This is a genomic window from Xanthomonas sp. CFBP 8443 (assembly GCF_025666195.1).
Taxonomy (GTDB): Bacteria; Pseudomonadota; Gammaproteobacteria; order Xanthomonadales; family Xanthomonadaceae; genus Xanthomonas_A.
Genome location: NZ_CP102592.1, coordinates 1,486,718 through 1,506,499 on the forward strand (window position 1 = coordinate 1,486,718; position 19,782 = coordinate 1,506,499).

Sequence of the window (19,782 nt, forward strand, 5' to 3'; positions counted from 1 at the left end):
GTATGCGACGCCTGCGGTGCGCTCTAGCGGCGGCTGCGACGCCAGGCGATCACTGCGACCGTGGCCAATGCGGCCACCGCGCCGACCGCGGCCACCTGCGTCGCCAGCTCGGTGCGCTGCGCGCGCCGGCGCAGGCCGCCGTCCACGCCGCCGGGCGACAGCGGCGGCTGGAACACGTTGCCCGGCGCCACCGCCGCGCGCGGCGCACGCGCCAGGTAGCGGCCGAAGAAGCGGCCCATGCCCGCGGCGAACGCATTCGGCGCCAGCGCATGCACCACGCGCATCGCGCCGACCGCCGGGCCGATCACCACCGTGTTGCGCGGGCGCCGCAGCAGTCTCACCACTGCGCGTGCGACCCGGCGCGGATCGAGCATCGGCGGCGGCCCGTCGATGCGGCGGCCGGTGTAGTTGGCGCCATGCGCCAGGCCGGGCGAATCGACGAAGTACGGATAGACGTCGCACACGTGGATGTGCGGATGGTCCGCCAGTTCGGCGCGCAGCGCTTCGGAAAACCCGCGCTGTCCGTACTTGCTGGCGCTGTAGGCGGCGGCGTACGGGGTGGCGGCGAACCCGCCCATCGAAATCATGTTGACCAGGATGCCGCGCTCCTGCGTCAGGAAGATCTGTACCGCCGCGTGCGCATCGTGCATGTGTCCGAGCAGATTGGCCTGGACCACCGCGTCGCTGGCCTCGATCGGCACGTCCTGGAACTTGCCGACCGCACCCACGCCGACGTTGCTGAACCACAGATCGACATGGCCGAGGAACGCCTGCGCCTGTTCGGCCAGCGCACGCACCGCGTCGGCGTCCTTGACATCGGTGGGCACCACCAGCACCTTGGCGCCATGGCGGCGGCAGATCTGCGCGACCTGTTCCAGCGCCTCCACGCCGCGTGCGGCCAGGACCAGCTTGGCGCCTTGCGCCGCCAGCGCCTCGGCGGTGGCCTGGCCGATGCCGCTGGATGCGCCGGTGATCACCACGTGGGGGCGCTGCGCCCGGGTCGTGCCTGCTGTGGTCCTGCGCGCTGTCGTCATGCGTGCGTATCGCCTGTGCCGTCGGGGGGAGAGACCGCATGCTCCCAAGCCGGACGTTAACGCGGCGCGGGCGAAAAGTAAGAATCCCCGTGACAGGCGCGGCGTCGCGGCGGTGCGTCGCAGCCGCTGAGCCGTTCAGATGCTGGGATGGCACTCCTTCGGCCGCATCCCCATCTTCCGCGCATGGACCTGTTCGCTTCCACCGACGACCTCCCGCATTGCCTGGTGGCCGATGCCGAGGGCGGCATCCGCTATTGGCCGCAGCTGATCGAGCCGGCGCTGGCGCAGGCCTGGTTCGAGGCGCTGCGCGACGGGGCGGCCTGGCAATGCCTGCGCCGGCCGATGTACGACCGGGTGGTGGACGTGCCGCGGCTGCTGGCGTCGTATCGCCTGCAGGCGCTGCCCGACACCTTGCCGCTGCGCGACCTGCATGCCGCGGTGCAGGCGCGGGTGCCGGCGCCGTACTCGGCGGTGGGCTTGAACCTGTACCGCGACGGCCGCGACAGCGTGGCGATGCACAACGACAAGCTGCACACGCTGGTGGCGCCGCATCCGATCGCGCTGGTGTCGCTGGGCGCGCCGCGGCGCATGAACATCCGCGCCAAGGCCGGCGACCGCCGCAGCATCGCGGTGGAGCTGGCGCCGGGCAGCCTGCTGGCGATGAGCCATGCCTCGCAACTCACCCACGAGCACGGCATCCCGAAGACGGTGCGGCCGGTGGCGCCGCGGATGAGCGTGGTGTTCCGGGTGCGGCCGATGGACGGAGCGGCCGCCGATGGCGCCGCCGATTCCGCATAATGCAGGCCAGTTCCCGTCAGGAAGGCTGCATGACCGCTCTCACCGAACGCTACGCGCGCGCCGTCGACTACGCCCGCATCGCCCACGCCGGACAGTTCCGCAAGGGCGGCACGGTGCCGTATTTCAGCCATGTGCTGGGCGTGTCGACGCTGGTGCTGGAGGCCGGCGGCGACGAGGACCAGGCGATCGCCGCATTGCTGCACGATGTGGTCGAGGACTGCGGCGCCGGCCACGAGGCGGTGATCCGCGCGCAGTTCGGCGACGAGGTCGCGGCGATCGTGATGGGCTGCACCGACGCCAGCGCCGAGCGCAAGGCGGAACCGGAGGACGTGCCGGCCAGGCGCCGCGACTGGCGCACCCGCAAGCAGGCCTATCTGGCGCACCTGCACGACGCGCCGGCCGCGACGCTGCTGGTCTCGGCCTGCGACAAGCTGTACAACGCGCGCAGCATTGTCGCCGATCTGGAGGATCCAGAGGTGGGTGGAGAGGTGTTCGCGCGTTTCACCGCCGGCCGCGACGGCACCTTGTGGTACTACGCTGCGTTGCACGCGATCTTCGCCGAGCGCGGTGTGCCGGTGCTGCGGCCGTTCGCGATCGCGGTGGCGCGGATGCATGCGTTGGCGGGCGAGGCGTTCGCGGCGGACGATGCAGGCGCGCTTGCGGCGCCTTCGTTGGCGTAGTCGCCTATTGGGCGTCCCTTCTCCCCTTGGGGACCATGGCCCCCTTTTCGGGGGAAGGTGCCCCGCAGGGGCGGATGAGGGTGCGGCGCAGCCTCGCGCACCCTAACTCAGCGAGTCGCTTTCGCGCCGTACCCTCACCCCAACCCCTCTCCCAGTGGGAGAGGGGCTAGGCTGTTCCCTTCTCCCTGCGGGAGAAGGTGCCCCGCAGGGGCGGATGAGGGTACGGGCGCAGCCTCGTGCACCCAAACTCAGCGAGTCGCCTTCGCGTCGCACCCTCACCCCAACCCCTCTCCCGATGGGAGAGGGGCTTCAAGCGGCTTCGGTTTCTACCGTGTCGAACCGCCCGAGATAATCGAGCTTGCCCACCGCCACGCCTTGCTGGCGCAGGATCGCGTGGGCGGTGGCGACGTGGAAGAAGAAATTCGGCAGGGCGAAGGTCAGCAGGTAGTCGCTGCCGTTGAAGTCGGCTTTCAATTTGCCGGCGCTCAGCGACACCGCGCGGTCCTGGGCGCCGTCGAGGGCAGCCGCATCCACGCTGTGCAGGAAGCGCTGCGTGGCGGCGATACGCTCGCCCAACTGCGCCAGGGTAGTTTCCTCGTCCGCCATCTTCGGCGGCACGATGTCGCTGAGGCGGCCGATGGTGTTCTTCGCGGTATCCGACGCGCGCTGGATTTGCGCGGCGAAGCCGAACATGTCCGGCGCCAGGCGCGCGTCGACCAGCGCCTGCGGATCCTGGCCGTTCTCCTGCGCGTGGCGTTCGGCCAGCGCGACGTAGTGCTGCAACACGTCCAGGCCACGCAGGAACACCGGAACGGAAAGGCGATACATCGAGACGGACATGAGCGGTTTCCTTGAAGACGATAGGGGCCGGGCGCAGGCCGGCGACGGCGCGGCATCACCTTGGATGGGGCATTGCGGATCGAACACAAGGGCGACCCTCGTCGCGGCCGGGTGCCATACCCGCGCGTACTGGTTGCAGGATGGGGCTGCCGCGCTGCGACGAAAAGGCCGCCGCGTCCGCTGGCTGCGAGGCTTTGTCAGCACCTCGTCCGGCGACGCCACGCGGTAGCGCGGTCGGGTCTTCGGCGCCAGTGAGCCACCTCCAGAGGACCATCGTCCCACTGAAAAACAATCAGCGCAGCATGCTTTAGCCCCTCTCCCATCGGGAGAGGGGTTGGGGTGAGGGTACGGCGCGCGAAGCGCCCCGCTGTTCGCGTGCGCGCGGCACGTTCGTCGTCCCTTGGCCGAAAGAGCGTTGGCGCCTTCCCAGAATGGGTGATTGCCCGCAGCGCTGCCGCATCGCATGCTGTGTGCGTCAATGCCCGTTCCCTACAAGGATGCCGATGAGCCTGGCCGATACCCGTCGCCATCAGATGTTCCCGGTGCTGGAGCCCGCCCAGGTGGAGACCGCGCGTCGCTTCGCCAGCGGCGCGCCGCGCACGTTCGCTCCGGGCGAGGAGGTCTTCGCCGTCGGCGACCATCCGGCGCCGGTGTGGCTGGTGCTGCAGGGCACGATCGCGGTGGTGCGCCGCGACGGGCTGGGCCACGAGAAGCCGGTCACCGAGCACACCGCGGGGCAGTTCAGCGGCGAGGTCAGCCAGCTGGCCGGCCGCGCCTCCTTGGCCGGCGGCCGCGCCGGCGCCGAGGGCTGCGTCGCAGTGCCGTTCGATGCGGCGCATCTGCGCTCGCTGATGATCAGCTCGGCCGACGTCGGCGAGATCGTGATGCGCGCGCTGATCCTGCGCCGGGTCGGATTGATCGAAGGCGATACCGCCGGCTCGGTGCTGATCGGCGAGCCGGGCGAGGCGCGGCTGACCCGGCTGCAGGGCTTCCTGACCCGCAACGGCTATCCCAACACCTTCCTGGATGCGGCCAACGACGACGAGGGCCGCGCACTGGTCGAGCGCCTGGGCATCCATCACGACGAACTGCCGTTGATGGTCTGCCCCAGCGGCACCGTGCTGCGGCGTCCCAGCGAGGCCGAGGCCGCGCATTGCCTGGGCATGACCCCGGAGCTGGATCCGCAAAAACGCTACGACGTGGCCATCGTCGGCGCCGGCCCGGCCGGCCTGGCGACCGCGGTGTACGCCGCCTCCGAAGGCCTGTCGGTGCTGGTGCTGGACCAGCGTGCGATCGGCGGCCAGGCCGGTGCGTCGGCGCGGATCGAGAACTACCTCGGGTTTCCCACCGGCATTTCCGGCCAGGCGCTGGCCGGGCGCGCCTACAACCAGGCGTTGAAGTTCGGCGCCGAACTGGCGTTGCCGCTGGAAGTGGCGCAGCTGCATTGCGATGCGGCCACCGCCGAGGACTGCAGCGCCGCGCCGTTGCAATTGCAGATGCGCGATGGCCTGCGCGTGCAGGCGCGCACCGTGGTGATCGCCTCGGGCGCGCGCTACCGGCGCCCGGACATCGCCAACCTGGCCGCGTTCGAAGGCAACGGCGTGTCGTACTGGGCCTCGCCGGTGGAGGCGCGCTTGTGCGAAGGCGAGGAGGTGGCCTTGGTCGGCGGCGGCAATTCCGCGGGCCAGGCGGTGGTGTTCCTGGCGCCGAAGGTGAAGCGCCTGCACCTGATCGTGCGCGGTGCGGGGCTGGAGGCGTCGATGTCGCGCTACCTGATCGAGCGCATCGCCGCGTTGCCGAACGTCGAGCTGCACACCGGCACCGAGGTGGTGTCGCTGCAGGCCGACGCGTCGCAGCGCCTGGCGAGCGCGGAGTTCCGCGACCGCGCCACCGGCGCCACCCATCGCTGCGATCTGCATCACCTGTTCCTGTTCGTCGGCGCCGATCCCAACAGCGCCTGGGTCGACGACTGCGTGCGGCTGGATCACGCCGGCTTCGTCGTCACCGGCGCCGAGCCGGAACTTGGCCAGGTGCCGGCGCTGCCGTTGGAGACCGACCGGCCGGGCGTGTTCGCGATCGGCGACGTGCGCGCCGGTTCGGTCAAGCGCGTGGCCGCGGCGGTCGGAGAGGGCGCCGCGGTGGTCGCGCAGATCCATCAATTCCTGGCGCGGCGCAGTGCGCCCGCCGCAACCGAGAGAGGCAGCCGATGACAGCGCGTTGTTCCCACCTTGCCACCATCGCCGAGGTCACGCCGAGCGCGCGCGGCTGCGAAGAGTGCCTGAAGATCGGCAGCCCCTGGGTGCATTTGCGCCTGTGCCGCAGCTGCGGCCACGTCGGTTGTTGCGACGATTCGCCCAATCGCCACGCGACCAAGCATTTCCACCAGACCGCGCACCCGATCATCGAAGGCTACGACCCGCCCGAAGGCTGGGGCTGGTGCTACGTGGACGAGGCCGAAGTGGAGCTGCCGGACCAGACGCCGCAGCTGGGGCCGATTCCGCGCTACGTGTAGCGTGAGGCCGCTCGCGCCGCTGCAGCGCAATCTGGCCACGCGTTTGGCATGTTGAGCTTCGGACAGCGTCGGGACTGAAGTCCCTCCCACAGTGCACCCTGGCGGTTTGCCGCAAGCCCCTGTAGGAGCGGCTTCAGCCGCGACAGACACTGCCAGACATTCCTGCACATCAAGATCCGGTCGGGGCTGAAGCCCCTCCTACAGTGCACCCAGCCAACTCGCCGCAAGTCCCTGTGGGAGCGACTTCAGTCGCGACGAGCGAAGCGGTAGACCCAGCGGCTTCAGGCAGCGTCGGGACTGAAGTCCCTCCCACAGTGCACCCCAGCCCGTTTGCCGCAGTCCCTGTAGGAGCGGCTTCAGCCGCGACAGACACTGCCAGACATTCCTGCACATCGAGATCCGGTCGGGGCTGAAGCCCCTCCTACAGTGCACCCAGCCAACTCGCCGCAAGTCCCTGTGGGAGCGACTTCAGTCGCGACGAGCGAAGCGGTGGACCCAATGGCTTCGGGCAGCGTCGGGACTGAAGTCCCTCCCACCGTGCACCCAGCCGGTTTGCCGCAGTCCCTGTAGGAGCGGCTTCAGCCGCGACAGACACTGCCAGACATTCCTGCACATCAAGATCCGGTCGGGGCTGAAGCCCCTCCTACAGTGCACCCAGCCAACTCGCCGCAAGTCCCTGTGGGAGCGACTTCAGTCGCGACGATCGAAGCGGTAGACCCAACGGCTTCGGGCAGCGTCGGGACTGAAGTCCCTCCCACAGTGCACCCAGCCAGCTTGCCGCAGCCCTGTAGGAGCGGCTTCAGCCGCGACAGACACTGACAGGCATCCCTGCACATCAAGATCCGGTCGGGGCTGAAGCCCCTCCTACAGTGCGCCCAGCCAGCTCGCCGCAAGTCCCTGTGGGAGCGACTTCAGTCGCGACGAGCGAAGCGGTGAACCAACGACTGCGGACAGCGTCGGAACCGAAGTCCCTCCACAGCGAATCCTGCCCATCGCGCATGACCTGTACACGGCGCATCGAGCCGACCCGCTAAGCTTGCGCCAGTTCCTGCCGACCGCTCTCACCAATGCCAAAGCCCCCCGTTTCCACCGCCTCCGGCTTCGTCCGCGTCCGCGGCGCCCGCGAACACAATCTCAAGGACGTGGACGTGGAGCTGCCGCGCGATGCGCTGGTGGTGTTCACCGGCGTCTCCGGCTCCGGCAAGTCGTCGCTGGCGTTCGGCACGCTGTTCGCCGAGGCGCAGCGCCGCTACCTGGATTCGATCTCGCCGTACGCGCGGCGCCTGATCGACCAGGCCGGGGTGCCGGACGTGGATGCCATCGAAGGCCTGCCGCCGGCGGTGGCGCTGCAGCAGCATCGCGGTGCGCCGAGTACGCGCTCGTCGGTGGGCAGCGTCACCACCATCTCCAATTCGCTGCGCATGCTGTACTCGCGCGCCGGCGACTACCCGCCGGGGCAGGCCATCATCTACGCCGACGGCTTCTCGCCGAACACCCCGGCCGGCGCATGCCCGACGTGCCATGGCCTGGGCCGCATCTACGACGCCACCGAGGCGTCGATGGTGCCGGACCGTTCGCTGAGCATCCGCGAGCGCGCCGTGGCCGCGTGGCCGCCGGCCTGGCACGGGCAGAACCTGCGCGACATCCTCACCACGCTGGGCCACGACGTCGACGTGCCGTGGGCGAAGCTGCCGAAGAAGACCCGCGACTGGATCCTGTACACCGACGAGCAGCCGACGGTGCCGGTGTATCCCGGCTTCACCCTCGCCGAGACCCAGCGCGCGCTGCGGCGCAAGCAGGAGCCGGCCTACATGGGCACCTTCAGCAGCGCGCGCCGCTACGTGCTGCACACCTTCGCCAGCACGCAGAGCGCGTTGATCAAGAAGCGCGTGTCGCAGTACCTGCTCAGCACTCAATGCCCGACCTGCGACGGCAAGCGCCTGCGCCGCGAGGCGTTGTCGGTGACCTTCGCCGGGCTCGATATCGGCGCCTTGTCGCAGCGTCCGCTCACGCAGGTGGCCGAGCTGCTGCGCCCGGCCGCGGCGGGCCGTACGCGCGATGCCAAGCGCCATCCGGAGCAGGCCATCGCCGCGCAGCGCATCGCCCAGGATCTGCTGGCGCGGATCCAGATCCTGCAGGAGCTGGGCCTGGGCTATCTCACCCTGGAACGCAGCACGCCGACGCTGTCGCCGGGCGAACTGCAGCGGCTGCGCCTGGCCACGCAGATCCGCTCGCAGCTGTTCGGCGTGGTCTACGTGATGGACGAGCCGTCCGCCGGCCTGCATCCGGCCGATGCGCAGGCGCTGCTGGCCGCGCTGGACCAGCTCAAGGCCGCAGGCAATTCGCTGTTCGTGGTCGAGCACGAGATCGACGTGATCCGCCATGCCGACTGGATCGTCGATGTCGGCCCCGGCGCGGGCGAGCAGGGCGGGCAAGTGCTGTACAGCGGTCCGCCGGCCGGACTGGCGCAGGTCGCCGCCTCGTCCACGCGCCGCTACCTGTTCGCCGAACAGGCGCCGATCGCGCATGCGCCGCGCGCGCCGAGCGCGTGGCTGCAATTGCGCGGGATCACCCGCAACAACGTCGCCGCGCTGGACGTGGATATCCCGCTGGGCGTGTTCACCACGGTCACCGGTGTGTCCGGCTCGGGCAAGTCATCGCTGGTCAGCCAGGCGCTGGTGGAACTGCTGGGCGCGCATCTTGGCCAGGAGCGCGTCGATCCGGAAGAAGGCGTGGACCCGTTGGAGCGGGGGACGCAGATGGCGACCGACGGACGCGTTGCCGACGGCCTGCAGCACGTGCGGCGCCTGGTGCAGGTGGACCAGAAACCGATCGGCCGCACGCCGCGTTCCAACCTGGCGACCTACACCGGCCTGTTCGACCACGTGCGCAAGCGCTTCGCCGCCACGCCGGCCGCGCGCAAGCGCAAGTACGACGCCGGCCGCTTCTCGTTCAACGTCGCCAAGGGCCGCTGCGAGACCTGCGAAGGCGAGGGCGCGGTGTTCGTGGAATTGCTGTTCATGCCCAGCGTGTACGCGCCGTGCCCGACCTGCCACGGCGCGCGCTACAACGCCAAGACGCTGGAGATCGAACTGCGCGGGCGCAACATCGCGCAGGTGTTGCGCATGACCGTGACGCAGGCGGCGGACTTCTTCGCCGACGATGCGGCGATCGCGCGGCCGCTGCAGGTGCTGGGCGAGGTGGGACTGGGCTATCTGCGGCTGGGCCAGCCGGCCACCGAACTGTCCGGCGGCGAGGCGCAGCGGATCAAGCTGGCCACTGAGCTGCAGCGCGCGCAGCGCCGCGACACCGTGTACGTGCTCGACGAACCGACCACCGGCCTGCATCCGGCCGACGTGGACACGCTGCTGCGCCAGCTGCACGGCCTGGTGGAGGCCGGCAATAGCGTGGTCGCGGTGGAGCACGACATGCGCGTGGCCGCGGCCAGCGACTGGATCATCGAGATGGGGCCGGGCGCCGGCGATGAAGGCGGTGAGGTCGTCGTCGCCGGCGAGCCGCAGACGGTGGCGCGACATGCCGGCAGTCGCACCGCGCCGTTCCTGGCGGAGGCGCTGCAGGGCTGAAGCGCTGCGGAGGCGGCGGCGCGGCAAGCAACCGCAGCGCGCCATTCCTCGCGGAGACGTGCAGAGCTGCGCGTTTTTCTACGTTTCAGTGGCAACGCAACTGCCGCAAGTGGAACCGCCCGCGTGCAAGGACGTTGCCGCAGGCGCGGATACGCAGCGCCTTGCGCTCGATGCATCGTCTGCGGTGCAGCGCAGTGCGGCGTTCCCGCGCCAGCCGATGCCGGCGCGGGAACGGCAGCGCTCAACCGACGTTGCCGCGGCCGCCGACGCTGCTGAAGATGCTGCCGGTGGTGAAGCTGGATTCCTGCGAGGCCAGCAGCACGTAGATCGGCGCGATCTCGGCCGGCTGGCCGGGCCTGCCGGTAGGGCCATCGGCGCCGAAGGTCTTCAGCTTGTCCATGAACTGCCCGCCGCTGGGCTGCAGCGGCGTCCAGTACGGGCCCGGCGCGACTGCGTTGACGCGGATGCCCTTGGGCGCCAGCTGCTTGGCCAGGCACTTGGTGAAGCTGACGATGCCGCCCTTGGTGGTGGCGTAGTCGAGCAGCGCTTCGGGCGGATCGTCGGCCACGATCGAAGTGGTGCTGATGATCGAGGCGCCGGGCTTGAGGTGCGGCAACGCGGCGCGGGTTACCCAGAACAGCGCGTAGAGGTTGGTCTTGAGCGTGTCGTCGAACTGCTGGTCGTCGATGTCCAGGATCGACTGCTGCGCGGTCTGGCGCGCGGCGTTGTTGACCAGAATGTCCAGCCCGCCGAGCTGGCGCACGGCCTGATCGACCAACTGCCTGCAGAACGCGGCGCCGCGCAGGTCGCCGGGGATGGCCACCGCCTTGCGCCCGGCCGCGCGGATCAGCGCCACCACCTCGCGCGCGTCCGACTCCTCCTGCGGCAGGTAGTTGATCGCCACGTCCGCGCCCTCGCGCGCAAAGGCAATCGCCGCGGCGCGGCCGATGCCCGAATCGCCGCCGGTGATCAGCGCCTTGCGCCCGGCCAGGCGGCCGGAGCCGACGTAGCTGGTCTCGCCGTGGTCCGGCACCGGCACCATCTTCGACGCCAGGCCCGGCCATTCCTGCTTGGGCGTATCGAACGGCGGGCGCGGATACTGGGTGCGCGGGTCCTGCATCGGCGGCCTGCTGCCGGCGGCGCCGGTGCCGGCCGCCGCGGCCTGCGCTCCGGCGCCGCCGGACATGGCCAGCGCGCCGCTGGCGGCCAGGCTGCTGCCCAGGACGCCGAGCGCGCGGCGGCGGCTGGCGGAGTGGTTGGGATCGTGATCGCTCATGGCGCGGCTCCTCGGTGGGGGAAGAAGCGGCGGCGCGGGCCTCGTCGTTGCGCCGCCCGTTCGGCGTCGTCCGCCAGGTCCGGCACGCTGCAGGCAGCGGCGGGGCGCATGCGGACGAACGTCGGGCAACCCATCTCAGCGCCGCGCCCGGCACCGCGGCGTGAGCGCGAGGTGCTGCCGATGTGAAGCAAACCGGCTGTGGCGGTGGCGCCACCGACAACTGCGGCGTTGCTGACGCAGACGCTGCAGGAATCGCGCGTTGCATCCTGTAGGAGCGGCTTCAACCGCGACGGGCTTTGCTGATGGCGTCTGTCGCGGCTGAAGCCGCTCCTACAGGGTTCGCTGTTGCGAAACGCTCCCGCTTCTCAGCCTGCCAATTCGGAATTGGCGGACACGCCCGCAGCTTCGGCCGATGGCGCCACCCAAAGGTCGAACACACCCGGCTCCACTGCCGGCTTCAACGCCTGGCCGACGAACAGCAGGTCCTCGCGGTGCAGCGCGAACTCCACCGCGACGCTGCCGCCGGCCGGCACCGCGACCTTGCGGAAAATCCTTCAGTTCGCGCAGTGGCCGGGTAACGCTGGCGCTGCTAGGCGCGGCCAGGCGGCTGCCGGAGCTACTGCGACCACAAGCGCAGGGCGCCTTTCACCGAGAGCAGCCGAGCGGTCCCGGCAGCTGAGCCGCGCCGGGGCCGGGGCGCCATCGGGGATGGGACGAAACCATCGCATTCGGTCGCGCTCAGGCTTGGTACCACTCCAGGACATCCAGGAATTGCGCGGCCTGAGCGGCGCTGCCCAGGTATGACGCCAGGGCCGCCGCGACCGCGGTTCGCGCCGTCGCGAGCAGTTCGTCGGTGTCGTCGAACGCGTCGTCGCCCAGTTCCGCCATGGCGTTGGCGATGGTCGCCAGGCCGCCGAACGCGGTGTCCAGCGTGGCGGCCAGCAACCTGGGCTGCCACGTGCCGGCGCCGTGGAACGCGAAGAGGATTTCGCCGCTGGCGGTGTCCAGGATGAACGGGTCCGCGCCCTGGTCCGCGACCACCAGCCAGTGCTCGTTCCAGTCCGCAATGCGCTCGCCGCTGACCGCGTTCCAACGGTAGCCGGCCTGGCGCTGCCAAAGCTTGTGCAGCGGCGGAATGTCGACCGGGTTGCCGCCGATGTCGAGCGACACGCCGGTCGGACCCACCTGCGCATGCAAGGTCTCGCCCCACGGCCCGACCTGCGCATAGAAATCGGCCAGCGCCGCCGGCAGCGGGATCGTGCCCTGCCAGTCGGACGCCGGCTGCGGGCGTAGCTCGCCCCAGGGTGCGAGCAGCGTGCGAAGTGCGGCGAAGTGCATCGGCATCCCTGCGGCAATCAATGTGCTCGGCACTGTACGTGCGAAGCAGGCAAATGTCGCGCGCCGCTGCGCATTGCCACACACGCACGAACTAGCGGCTGACAGTCGCAAGCTGAGCCACTTGGTTGCCGCCCCATGGTCCGCTGTCGTGCCGAACGTGTTAGGTCTTACCTTCTGGACGCTACGCGCGCGCGCCTGCGGGCGGTGAACTAGCGTTCCAGCCCGTCCGTCCTGCAACTCGGAGTGCGCAGCGTTTCATGGACGACAGCGAGCGGCTCACCGGATGGATAGCGGCGACTGCGGACGGATTCCATCACTGCCCGATCGCAGACACGGTCTCTGGACGAGCGGACGATATCGAGCTTGCCGACGGCGCCGCTGTCGAGGATTTCGAATGCCACCGTGACAGTGCAGCGCTTGTCCATAGCGGAAGCGCCGAAGCAAAGTCGGCGGGCATCCGCAGCGGCGTGGCGGACAAGGGTTCCGGCGGCGTCGCATGCTCGGGGGCAGGCTGTTGCTGCGGTGTGCCAGCTAGTGCCAGCGCTAACGCTATCAGCCGCATTTGCATCGACGTCGGCTTCTGCAGGCTTGTCGCCGTTGCGATCGTTACTGTCGGTCGGCGTTGGCCATGGCCTGCGCGTCGCGCAGGTTGTCGCGCTGCGCCAGGTCCTTGCCGATGCCGTAACCGAGGACGACCAGCAGGAAGACGATTGCCAGCGCGCCGTACACAACGCGGTGGCGCGCGTCGCCGCGCATGGCCGCGCTGGCGGCGAGGCACGCGAATGCCGCGCTGAAGTAAAGCGGATTGGCAAGCAGGCCAAGGACCACGAACAGGCTGCCGGCGCAGAACAACAGGGCAGCGGGCGTTACGCTCTTGCCGATGGACATGGTTGCTCTCCCTTTCTCTGGTCCAGGACGGTCATGCGGCCTGTCAAGGTCACGGCTGCAGGCCGGCAGGGGCATGGCGACAGCCGGCGTCCATCGAGCATCGCCTGCCCGCCTGGGGCCGTCAAGCTGCCCCGCCGCGGGAGCGATCGCCCGAGCCGGCCAGCGCCGGCTACAGTGCCAAGTGCGCCATGTCGATCACGAAGCGGTAGTGCACGTCGCCTTTCTCCAACCGCGCGAAGGCTTCGTTGATCTGCTCCATCGCGATCACCTCCACGTCGGCGACGATGCCGTGCCGCTGGCAGAACGCCAGCATCTCGTGGGTGTCGGCGGTGCCGCCGGCGCCGGAGCTGGCGATGCGGCGCCGGCCCATCGCCAGCGTCATCGGAGCGAAATCCAGTTTGTCCGGCAGGCCCAATGAGCACAGGGTGCCGTCGAGTTTGAGCGCCTGCAGCATCGGGTCCAGCGGGTAGGTCGACGATACCGTGTCAAGAATGAAATCGAAGCGGTAGGCCTGCGCTTGCATCTGCGCGGGGTCGGTGGACAGCACCACCTCGTGCGCGCCCAGGCGCTGCGCCTCGGCCGCCTTCTTCGGCGACGTGGTGAAGGCCACCACGTGCGCGCCCAGTGCGCGCGCGAATTTCACCGCCAGGTGGCCCAGGCCGCCGATGCCGACGATGCCCACGGTGCTGCCGGGGCCGACGTTCCAGTGCCGCAGCGGCGAATAGGTGGTGACGCCGGCGCACAGCAGCGGCGCCGCCGCGGCCGGGTCCAGGCCCTCGGGCAGCGGATAGACGAAGTGCGCGTCGGCCACGTAGTACTCGGCATAGCCGCCGCGGGTGCGGCTGCCGTCGACGCGGTCGATGCCGTCGAAGGTGGTGGTCGGGAACTCGCGGCAGTACACCTCCATCTGCGCGCGGCACGGTTCGCACACGCGGCAGGAATCGACGATGGTGCCGATCATCACCCGCTGGCCGATCGCGACGTCGCGGACCGATGCGCCCACCTCCACCACTTCGCCGACGATCTCGTGGCCGGGTACCAGTGGGAATTCGCCGCCCCAGTGGTTCACCGAGTGGATGTCGGAGTGGCACACGCCGGAATACAGCACCTTCACCGCCACATCGTGCGCGCGTACCGCGCGGCGTTCGAACTGCCAGGGCACCATGGCGCCGTTTTTTTCCATGGCGGCGTAGGCGCGGGTGGGACGGGGCTGGACCGGTGGGGCGATGGCGTTCATGGGGGCTCCGGTGCTTTACAATTTGGCTGGAAATGTAAGATTGACAACTTTACAAATTATGTCAAGTGTAAAATCGCCAACTAGTGCCCCGGCATTGCCGAGCAAGGAGGAGCGCATCATGGATGCGGCCTTCCAGCTGTTCCTGCGCCATGGCTATCGCAAGGTCAGCATCGGCGACATCGCCGAGGCCGCGCAGATGTCGCGGCCGTCGCTGTACGCCTCGTTCCCGAACAAGGAGGCGATCTTCGCGGCGATGGTGCTGCGCCAGCGCGATCGTTGCCTGGCCGACTCCGGCGCGCGGGTGCGGCCCGGGCAGGACCTGGCGACGCGGCTGCGGCATCTGTTCGACATCTGGGTGCTGGAGCCGACGGCGTCGGTGATCGGGTCGGAGAACGGCATCGAACTGCTGGCCAGGTGCGGCGACTATGCGCCGCAGGCTTTGGCCGACCTGTACGCGGCGCTGGAGGCGCAACTGGTGGCGACGCTGCAGCCGGAGGTGCGCGCGCCAGCGGCGCTGTCGGCGGCGGACATCGCCTACATCCTGCGCCTGGCCACCACCAGCCTGAAGGCATCGGCCGACAACGAGGCCGACCTGCGGCGCCTGATCGGCGGGCTGATCGCGATGACGTTGGCGACGGTGCGTGCGGGTGAGGGGGTGGAGGTGGAGGTGGAGGTGGAGGTGGAGGTGGACAAGCCGGTTGTCGCAGCGGCGGCGGCGAAGCGGAAGCGCGGCAGCGGCTGAGCCGGTGGAGCGTCAGATCATCGCGATCTGCGCTGCGGGTTTTTCTTCAAGCAAGGGCTTCGGCGCCGATCCTGTCCGAAGCCGTCAAGTGCGCCGCTTCGTTCGTCGCGGCTGAAGCCGCTCCTACAGGGAGCTTGCGGCAGGTTGGCTGGGTGCACTGTAGGAGGGGCTTCAGCCTCGACGGACGCTGCCCGAAGCCGAAGATGCACGGCTTCGCTCGTCGCGACTGAAGTCGCTCCCACAGGTGGCTTGCGGCAGGTTGGCTGGGTGCATTGTGGGAGGGGCTTCAGCCCCGACTGCATGAGGGCGGCAGTCGCGAGGTTTGCCGGCTTGCGCTGTGCGGGAGTTCCGAATGACTGCGGTCATCGGTCCGGATGCTGCCCGGCGCCCACAGTTCAACGCTTCGCTCGTCGCGGCTGAAGCCGCTCCTGCAGGGACTTGCGGCGAGCTGGCTGGGTGCACTGTAGGAGGGGCTTCAGCCTCGACGCTGTCCGATGCCGCAGGTGCATGGTTTCGCTCGTCGCGACTGAAGTCGCTCCCACAGGGGGCTTGCGGCGGGTTGGCTGGGTGCATTGTGGGAGGGGCTTCAGCCCCGACTGCATTAGGGCGGCAGTCGCGAGATTTGCCGACTTGCGCTGTGCGGGAGTTCCGAATGACTGCGGTCATCGGTCCCGATGCTGTCCGGAGCCCACAGTTCAATGCTTCGTTCGTCGCGGCTGAAGCCGCTCCTACAGGGACTTGTGGCGAACTGGCTGGGTGCACTGTAGGAGGGGCTTTAGCCCCGACGGACGCTGTCCGAAGCCGAAGATGCACGGCTTCGCTCGTCGCGACTGAAGTCGCTCCCACAGGGGGCTTGCGGCGGGTTGACTGGATGCATTGTGGGAGGGGCTTCAGCCCCGACTGCAGGGTGGTGGAGATCGCGACAGCCTTTTCGCTGAATCGCTCAGTCTTGCCGCGGGCATCGGGTCGCGCGGTGAGACGTGGGCTGGCTACGCTGGCGTCCGTATTTTTTCTCCGGAGTCCCACGCATGAGCCGACGTTCCGGCAGCGCCGATCTGCCCTTGCATGGCGGCCGCGTGCCGCATTGGCTGGGCGAGCGCATGACCCGGCTCGGTGCGGTGATGTGCCAGGCCATCGTGCACAGCTATGGCCGCGACGAATTGCTGCGGCGCCTGGCGCATCCGTTCTGGTTCCAGTCGTTTGGTGCGGTGATGGGCATGGACTGGCATTCGTCCGGCATCACCACCAGCGTGCTCGGTGCGCTGAAGCGCGGGCTGACGCCGCTGTCCGGCGAACTGGGCATCCATGTTTGCGGCGGGCGCGGGCGGCATTCGCGCGCCACGCCCGACGAGTTGTGCGCGGTGGGCGAACGCACCGGGCTGGACGGCGCCGGCCTGGCGCGCGCCAGCCGGCTGGTGGCGAAGGTGGACAGCGCGGCGGTGCAGGATGGCTTCGATCTCTACCTGCACGGCTTCATCGTCAGCGACGACGGGCAGTGGGTGGTGGTGCAGCAGGGCATGAACGGGGCCAGCAAGCAGGCGCGGCGCTATCACTGGCTGTCCGAAGGGCTGACCAGCTTCGTCGACGCGCCGCATGCGGCGATCGATGGGCCGGGGCAGGGCCGCATCGTCAATCTCGCCGACCATCGTGCCGCCGCCTCGCGCGCGGCGCAGGTGGAACTGCTGCAGGCGCTGGGGCCGGATCGGATCGCGCAGGAATACGGCGCATTGCATGCGTCTTCGGCGAACGCTGCGGCGTCCGCGCCGCATGCCGCCGCAAGCGCAAAGGCGTCGCAAGGCACCATGGCCGGCACGCGTGCGGCGCCGGGCGCACGCGCTCCGGCAGCCGATGCGCTGTTCGCGCCGAGCGGCGACCTGTTCGCTGCCGCGCCCGCTGCGCCGCCGGCGCGCATGCCGGCCGGTCTGCCGCACCTGTCGCTGCCCGACCACCACGACGTGCGCGGCAGCGACATCGTGACCCGGCGGCTGCACGCCAACCTGGCCGCGGCGGCCGAATGCGGGCCGCAGGATTTCACCGAACTGCTGCAGGTCCCGGGCGTCGGCGCGCGCACCATGCGCGCGCTGGCGTTGGTGGCCGAGGTGCTGCACGGCGCGCCGTGCCGCTTCACCGATCCGGCGCGGTTCTCGATGGCGCACGGCGGCAAGGACCGGCATCCGTTTCCGGTGCCCACGCGCGTCTACGACCACACCATCGGCGTGCTGAAGACCGCGGTGACCCAGGCCAAGCTGGGTCGCGAGGAAAAGCTGGAGGCGATCCGCCGGCTGGATGCGCAGGCGCGCCTGCTCGAGCCGCATGCGCGCGGGCCGTCGGTGGAGGCGCTGATCGTCGAGGAGCGGCGCGCGTCGTACGGCTATGGCGGGCGCAGCGTGTTCGGTTGGGAGCCGGCGCCGGCTGGCGCGGCGAATGCCGCCGACGTTGCGCCAACCCGGCAGGCGCGTCGCCAGTAGGCCGCTGCGGGGGCGAGCAGTGTGCGCAGCGGCCCAGCGGCGCAGTGGTGCGTGCGATCGATCGCCGTCGCCGTCGCCGTCGTCGGCGCGCCGCGTCACTGGACAGCGCGACGTGTGCGCATCGTGATGATCGGCCTAGTGGATCGCGCTGCGGCGACGCGTGCGGTCCACCCGCCATCCGGCGGACGCTGACGAGGGATATGGTCGATCACACGGTGGCATCGTCGCCTGCGTGGCTTCGGAATGTCGATCAGCGCGCACGTATCCCTCCACCTGAGTTGCGCCGACGGCCTCGCGTTGGCGCGTGCAGGCGAACGGCAAGCGGGCAGTGCACATCGGCTTCGCACGGCTTATGCCGGTTCTTTACTTTTTGGCTGCTACACCTGTTGCGATGGCCATTTCCGGCCGGTTGCAGGAGAACGTCATGCCAGAGCAATCCACCACTGCACGTGCCAAGCGCGACAAGCGCGAGGGCAAGGCGGGCAGTACCCAGGCCGGCGAATTCGTCCGCGAGGAGATCGACCGGGTGCGCGAAGGCAAGACCGAGGTGAAATCGACCAAGCAGGCGATCGCCATCGGCCTGTCGAAGGCACGCCGCGCCGGGGTCAAGACCGGGGCGTCGAAGACCGCGTCCAAGGCGACCAAGAAAAAAGTGGCCAAGGAAGAAAGCAAGGGCGCCAGCAAGAAGAAGCCGTCGCCGACGCGGTCGCGCGGCGCCAAGAAGGCGCTCAAGACCGCGAGCAAGGGCAAGACCGCCACGCAGACGGTGGGCAAGCAGGCGCTGTCGTCGCAGACCAAGAAGGCGGCCGGCAAGCGCACCGCCTCCAGCCGTTCGGCCGCGGCGAAAAAAGCCGCGCAGACCAAGGGACCGGCCGTGCGCAAGGCCGCGGCCAAGAAGGCGGCAGCGACCCGCGGCGCCACGACCAAGAAGACCGCGAAGAAGTCTTCGGCCAGGAAGACGGCGGCGAAGAAGACAGCCACCAAGAAGACAGCATCGAAGAAGACCGCCACCAAGAAGGCAGCAACGAAGAAGGCAACTGCCAGGAAGTCCGCCGCGAAGAAGAGCACGGCCAGGAAATCGGCTGGCGGCAAGCGCGCCTCCAGGAAGACCGGAAGCTGAGTCTGCGGGGCTTCAGCGCGTGCGCCGGGTGCTCGATCTGCTTCAGGTCGCCGCCCCAGGTCAGCGCGTTGGCATCTAGCTTCGTCGCCGTGCACCTACACTGGGGTCATCGCCTCGCCGCGTCACCGGCGGCCGCAGCAGCGGTCGCCGGTGACGCAGGGTAATCTGAAATCGCGTCGCGGTCCCGCGATCCGCTAGTGCCGCCGGTTGCTCACAACTCGGTGTATTTGGTGATGCGCCCCTTGGCGCGCTCGACCGGATACTTGTTCGCGTTGACCTGCATCTTCTGCCGCGCGGCCTCGATCGGATCGATGCCCAGCTTGTCGCAGAGCTGAAGCAGGTACAGCAGCACGTCGGCCACTTCGCTGCCGACCTGGGCCTTCTTGTCTTCCGACAGTTGCCGGCTCTGCGCGTCGTCGAGCCATTGGAAGTGCTCCAGCAGTTCCGACGCCTCGACCGACAGCGCCGCGGCCAGGTTGCGCGGCGAGTGGAACTGGCCCCACTCGCGTTCGTCGGCGAAGGCGCGCTGGGCGGCTTGCAGGTCGTGGAGGCTGTCGGGCATGGGCGGTTCCGGGAGCGGGACTTCGTATGCTAATGCAAGGGGACAGCGGCCTGGCGCGGATCGCTAACCGTGTATGTCGGGGCCGCCGCTTCACGGTTGTCGCGACATGCGGCGTGGGGCGCGCGCCGACGATGCTGGTTTCCTGTATTTCGCGCACCACATCCGCAGGGCAGCAGCGGTCTGCCTATCTGGCGCGCCGACGCTCGTCTGGGGCCGGAAGCCGGCGAACACCGCCGCGCACGCACCGACGCGGGATCACCCCTCGGCATCCTTGCGCCAGCGGGCAATGGCGTCGGACACGGCGTCGCCGTAGTCGCGGGAAACATCGCGCGGGTGGCGTGGCGAAGCGGTGTCGCGCAGGCGCCCGGCCAGCCTGTCGCAGGCGGCACGGCCGCCGGCCAGCACGTCGGCGCGCTCGGCGGCGTCGAGCCGGATCAGCAGCGAATAGCCCAGCCACGATGCGCTGCAGTTCACGTCGAGGAAATATTCCTCGGCCGATTGCAGCAGATACCAGTCGTGCGGCGCATGATCCAGCACGCTCAACACGATCCCGGTCATCGCTGCACGGCCCGTTCGTCGATTCCGGTCGCATTGCAGTCGCTACCCACGCGTCGTACGAGACAGTGCGCAACGCGTAGTCGTCTCGCGATCGCGCAGCGGAAAGTCTGGAAATAGTGCGGGCTCATCGACCTGGGTGCGTGGT

General features: G+C 69.4%; 16 protein-coding genes and 1 pseudogene. 8 read left to right on the forward strand and 9 right to left on the reverse strand.

All coding sequences use genetic code 11. From position 1 onward, the window contains the following. Positions 1–23 precede the first annotated feature (23 nt). Complete coding sequence (locus NUG20_RS06450; protein WP_317852735.1) at positions 24–1,034, reverse strand: SDR family oxidoreductase; 1,011 nt, start codon at positions 1,032–1,034, stop codon at positions 24–26. Positions 1,035–1,217: 183 nt separating this feature from the next. Between NUG20_RS06450 and NUG20_RS06455 the strand changes: the two genes are divergently transcribed. After that, positions 1,218–1,832 carry an alpha-ketoglutarate-dependent dioxygenase AlkB gene (locus NUG20_RS06455; protein ID WP_263397559.1) on the forward strand — a complete coding sequence of 205 codons (615 nt, stop codon included), beginning with the start codon at positions 1,218–1,220 and terminating at the stop codon, positions 1,830–1,832. A gap of 29 nt (positions 1,833–1,861) precedes the next feature. Continuing rightward, positions 1,862–2,512 (forward strand): HD domain-containing protein, encoded by a 651-nt coding sequence (locus NUG20_RS06460; RefSeq protein ID WP_263397560.1) that lies wholly within the window; start codon positions 1,862–1,864, stop codon positions 2,510–2,512. A 309-nt stretch (positions 2,513–2,821) separates the two neighbouring features. Here the strand turns inward: NUG20_RS06460 and NUG20_RS06465 are convergent, their stop codons facing one another. Beyond that, entirely contained in the window at positions 2,822–3,352 is a 531-nt protein-coding gene (locus NUG20_RS06465; protein WP_263397561.1) for a DUF1993 domain-containing protein, read from the reverse strand. A 503-nt stretch (positions 3,353–3,855) separates the two neighbouring features. On the opposite strand from NUG20_RS06465, the gene NUG20_RS06470 reads away from it, so the two are divergent. From NUG20_RS06470 to NUG20_RS06480, 3 genes are all read left to right on the forward strand, one after another. Then, positions 3,856–5,562, forward strand: coding sequence for an FAD-dependent oxidoreductase (locus NUG20_RS06470; RefSeq protein WP_263397562.1), 1,707 nt, complete (start codon positions 3,856–3,858; stop codon positions 5,560–5,562). Continuing rightward, a complete protein-coding gene (locus NUG20_RS06475) occupies positions 5,559–5,864 on the forward strand; it encodes a UBP-type zinc finger domain-containing protein (RefSeq protein ID WP_263397563.1) in 306 nt (101 codons plus the stop codon). Before NUG20_RS06470 ends, NUG20_RS06475 begins: the two co-directional genes overlap by 4 nt. A gap of 1,067 nt (positions 5,865–6,931) precedes the next feature. Continuing rightward, positions 6,932–9,448 carry an excinuclease ABC subunit UvrA gene (locus NUG20_RS06480; RefSeq protein WP_263397564.1) on the forward strand — a complete coding sequence of 839 codons (2,517 nt, stop codon included), beginning with the start codon at positions 6,932–6,934 and terminating at the stop codon, positions 9,446–9,448. 241 nt (positions 9,449–9,689) lie between these two features. Here the strand turns inward: NUG20_RS06480 and NUG20_RS06485 are convergent, their stop codons facing one another. From NUG20_RS06485 to NUG20_RS06505, 5 genes are all read right to left on the reverse strand, one after another. Continuing rightward, positions 9,690–10,634, reverse strand: a complete 945-nt coding sequence (locus NUG20_RS06485) for an SDR family oxidoreductase (protein ID WP_343237624.1) — start codon at positions 10,632–10,634, stop codon at positions 9,690–9,692. Between the two features lie 455 nt (positions 10,635–11,089). Beyond that, the gene (locus NUG20_RS06490; protein ID WP_263397565.1) at positions 11,090–11,257 is read right to left on the reverse strand and encodes a hypothetical protein; all 168 of its coding nucleotides are present in this window, start codon (positions 11,255–11,257) and stop codon (positions 11,090–11,092) included. Between the two features lie 205 nt (positions 11,258–11,462). Beyond that, the gene (locus tag NUG20_RS06495; RefSeq protein WP_263397566.1) at positions 11,463–12,062 is read right to left on the reverse strand and encodes a hypothetical protein; all 600 of its coding nucleotides are present in this window, start codon (positions 12,060–12,062) and stop codon (positions 11,463–11,465) included. Positions 12,063–12,668: 606 nt separating this feature from the next. Further along, positions 12,669–12,950, reverse strand: a complete 282-nt coding sequence (locus tag NUG20_RS06500; RefSeq protein WP_263397567.1) for a hypothetical protein — start codon at positions 12,948–12,950, stop codon at positions 12,669–12,671. 169 nt (positions 12,951–13,119) lie between these two features. After that, the gene (locus tag NUG20_RS06505) at positions 13,120–14,133 is read right to left on the reverse strand and encodes an NAD(P)-dependent alcohol dehydrogenase (RefSeq protein ID WP_263398405.1); all 1,014 of its coding nucleotides are present in this window, start codon (positions 14,131–14,133) and stop codon (positions 13,120–13,122) included. A 172-nt stretch (positions 14,134–14,305) separates the two neighbouring features. Here NUG20_RS06505 and NUG20_RS06510 point away from each other — a divergent pair, with 172 nt between their 5' ends. The 3 genes and pseudogenes from NUG20_RS06510 to NUG20_RS06520 form a co-directional block, all read left to right on the forward strand. Beyond that, on the forward strand, positions 14,306–14,929 hold the full coding sequence (locus tag NUG20_RS06510) for a TetR/AcrR family transcriptional regulator (protein WP_263397568.1): 624 nt from the start codon (positions 14,306–14,308) through the stop codon (positions 14,927–14,929). Between the two features lie 1,028 nt (positions 14,930–15,957). Then, positions 15,958–17,397 carry a DUF763 domain-containing protein gene (locus tag NUG20_RS06515; RefSeq protein ID WP_263397569.1) on the forward strand — a complete coding sequence of 480 codons (1,440 nt, stop codon included), beginning with the start codon at positions 15,958–15,960 and terminating at the stop codon, positions 17,395–17,397. Between the two features lie 424 nt (positions 17,398–17,821). Next, positions 17,822–18,310, forward strand: a pseudogene (locus tag NUG20_RS06520) (DUF6496 domain-containing protein); the annotation flags it as partial. A 418-nt stretch (positions 18,311–18,728) separates the two neighbouring features. Here NUG20_RS06520 and NUG20_RS06525 read toward each other — a convergent pair. Continuing rightward, positions 18,729–19,079 carry a nucleotide pyrophosphohydrolase gene (locus NUG20_RS06525; RefSeq protein ID WP_263397570.1) on the reverse strand — a complete coding sequence of 117 codons (351 nt, stop codon included), beginning with the start codon at positions 19,077–19,079 and terminating at the stop codon, positions 18,729–18,731. A gap of 255 nt (positions 19,080–19,334) precedes the next feature. Continuing rightward, positions 19,335–19,637: a hypothetical protein gene (locus NUG20_RS06530; RefSeq protein WP_263397571.1), complete on the reverse strand. Its 303-nt coding sequence runs from the start codon at positions 19,635–19,637 to the stop codon at positions 19,335–19,337. Between the last annotated feature and the right edge of the window lie 145 nt (positions 19,638–19,782).

Excerpts from the sequence above, each read along its gene's own strand:
- NUG20_RS06450 (WP_317852735.1), bottom strand. The coding sequence starts at position 1,034 with ATGACGACAGCGCGCAGGACCACAGCAGGCACGACCCGGGCGCAGCGC.
- NUG20_RS06455 (WP_263397559.1), top strand. The coding sequence starts at position 1,218 with ATGGACCTGTTCGCTTCCACCGACGACCTCCCGCATTGCCTGGTGGCC.
- NUG20_RS06460 (WP_263397560.1), top strand. The coding sequence starts at position 1,862 with ATGACCGCTCTCACCGAACGCTACGCGCGCGCCGTCGACTACGCCCGC.
- NUG20_RS06465 (WP_263397561.1), bottom strand. The coding sequence starts at position 3,352 with ATGTCCGTCTCGATGTATCGCCTTTCCGTTCCGGTGTTCCTGCGTGGC.
- NUG20_RS06470 (WP_263397562.1), top strand. The coding sequence starts at position 3,856 with ATGAGCCTGGCCGATACCCGTCGCCATCAGATGTTCCCGGTGCTGGAG.
- NUG20_RS06475 (WP_263397563.1), top strand. The coding sequence starts at position 5,559 with ATGACAGCGCGTTGTTCCCACCTTGCCACCATCGCCGAGGTCACGCCG.
- NUG20_RS06480 (WP_263397564.1), top strand. The coding sequence starts at position 6,932 with ATGCCAAAGCCCCCCGTTTCCACCGCCTCCGGCTTCGTCCGCGTCCGC.
- NUG20_RS06485 (WP_343237624.1), bottom strand. The coding sequence starts at position 10,634 with ATGTCCGGCGGCGCCGGAGCGCAGGCCGCGGCGGCCGGCACCGGCGCC.
- NUG20_RS06495 (WP_263397566.1), bottom strand. The coding sequence starts at position 12,062 with ATGCACTTCGCCGCACTTCGCACGCTGCTCGCACCCTGGGGCGAGCTA.
- NUG20_RS06500 (WP_263397567.1), bottom strand. The coding sequence starts at position 12,950 with ATGTCCATCGGCAAGAGCGTAACGCCCGCTGCCCTGTTGTTCTGCGCC.
- NUG20_RS06505 (WP_263398405.1), bottom strand. The coding sequence starts at position 14,133 with ATGGAAAAAAACGGCGCCATGGTGCCCTGGCAGTTCGAACGCCGCGCG.
- NUG20_RS06510 (WP_263397568.1), top strand. The coding sequence starts at position 14,306 with ATGGATGCGGCCTTCCAGCTGTTCCTGCGCCATGGCTATCGCAAGGTC.
- NUG20_RS06515 (WP_263397569.1), top strand. The coding sequence starts at position 15,958 with ATGAGCCGACGTTCCGGCAGCGCCGATCTGCCCTTGCATGGCGGCCGC.
- NUG20_RS06525 (WP_263397570.1), bottom strand. The coding sequence starts at position 19,079 with ATGCCCGACAGCCTCCACGACCTGCAAGCCGCCCAGCGCGCCTTCGCC.
- NUG20_RS06530 (WP_263397571.1), bottom strand. The coding sequence starts at position 19,637 with ATGACCGGGATCGTGTTGAGCGTGCTGGATCATGCGCCGCACGACTGG.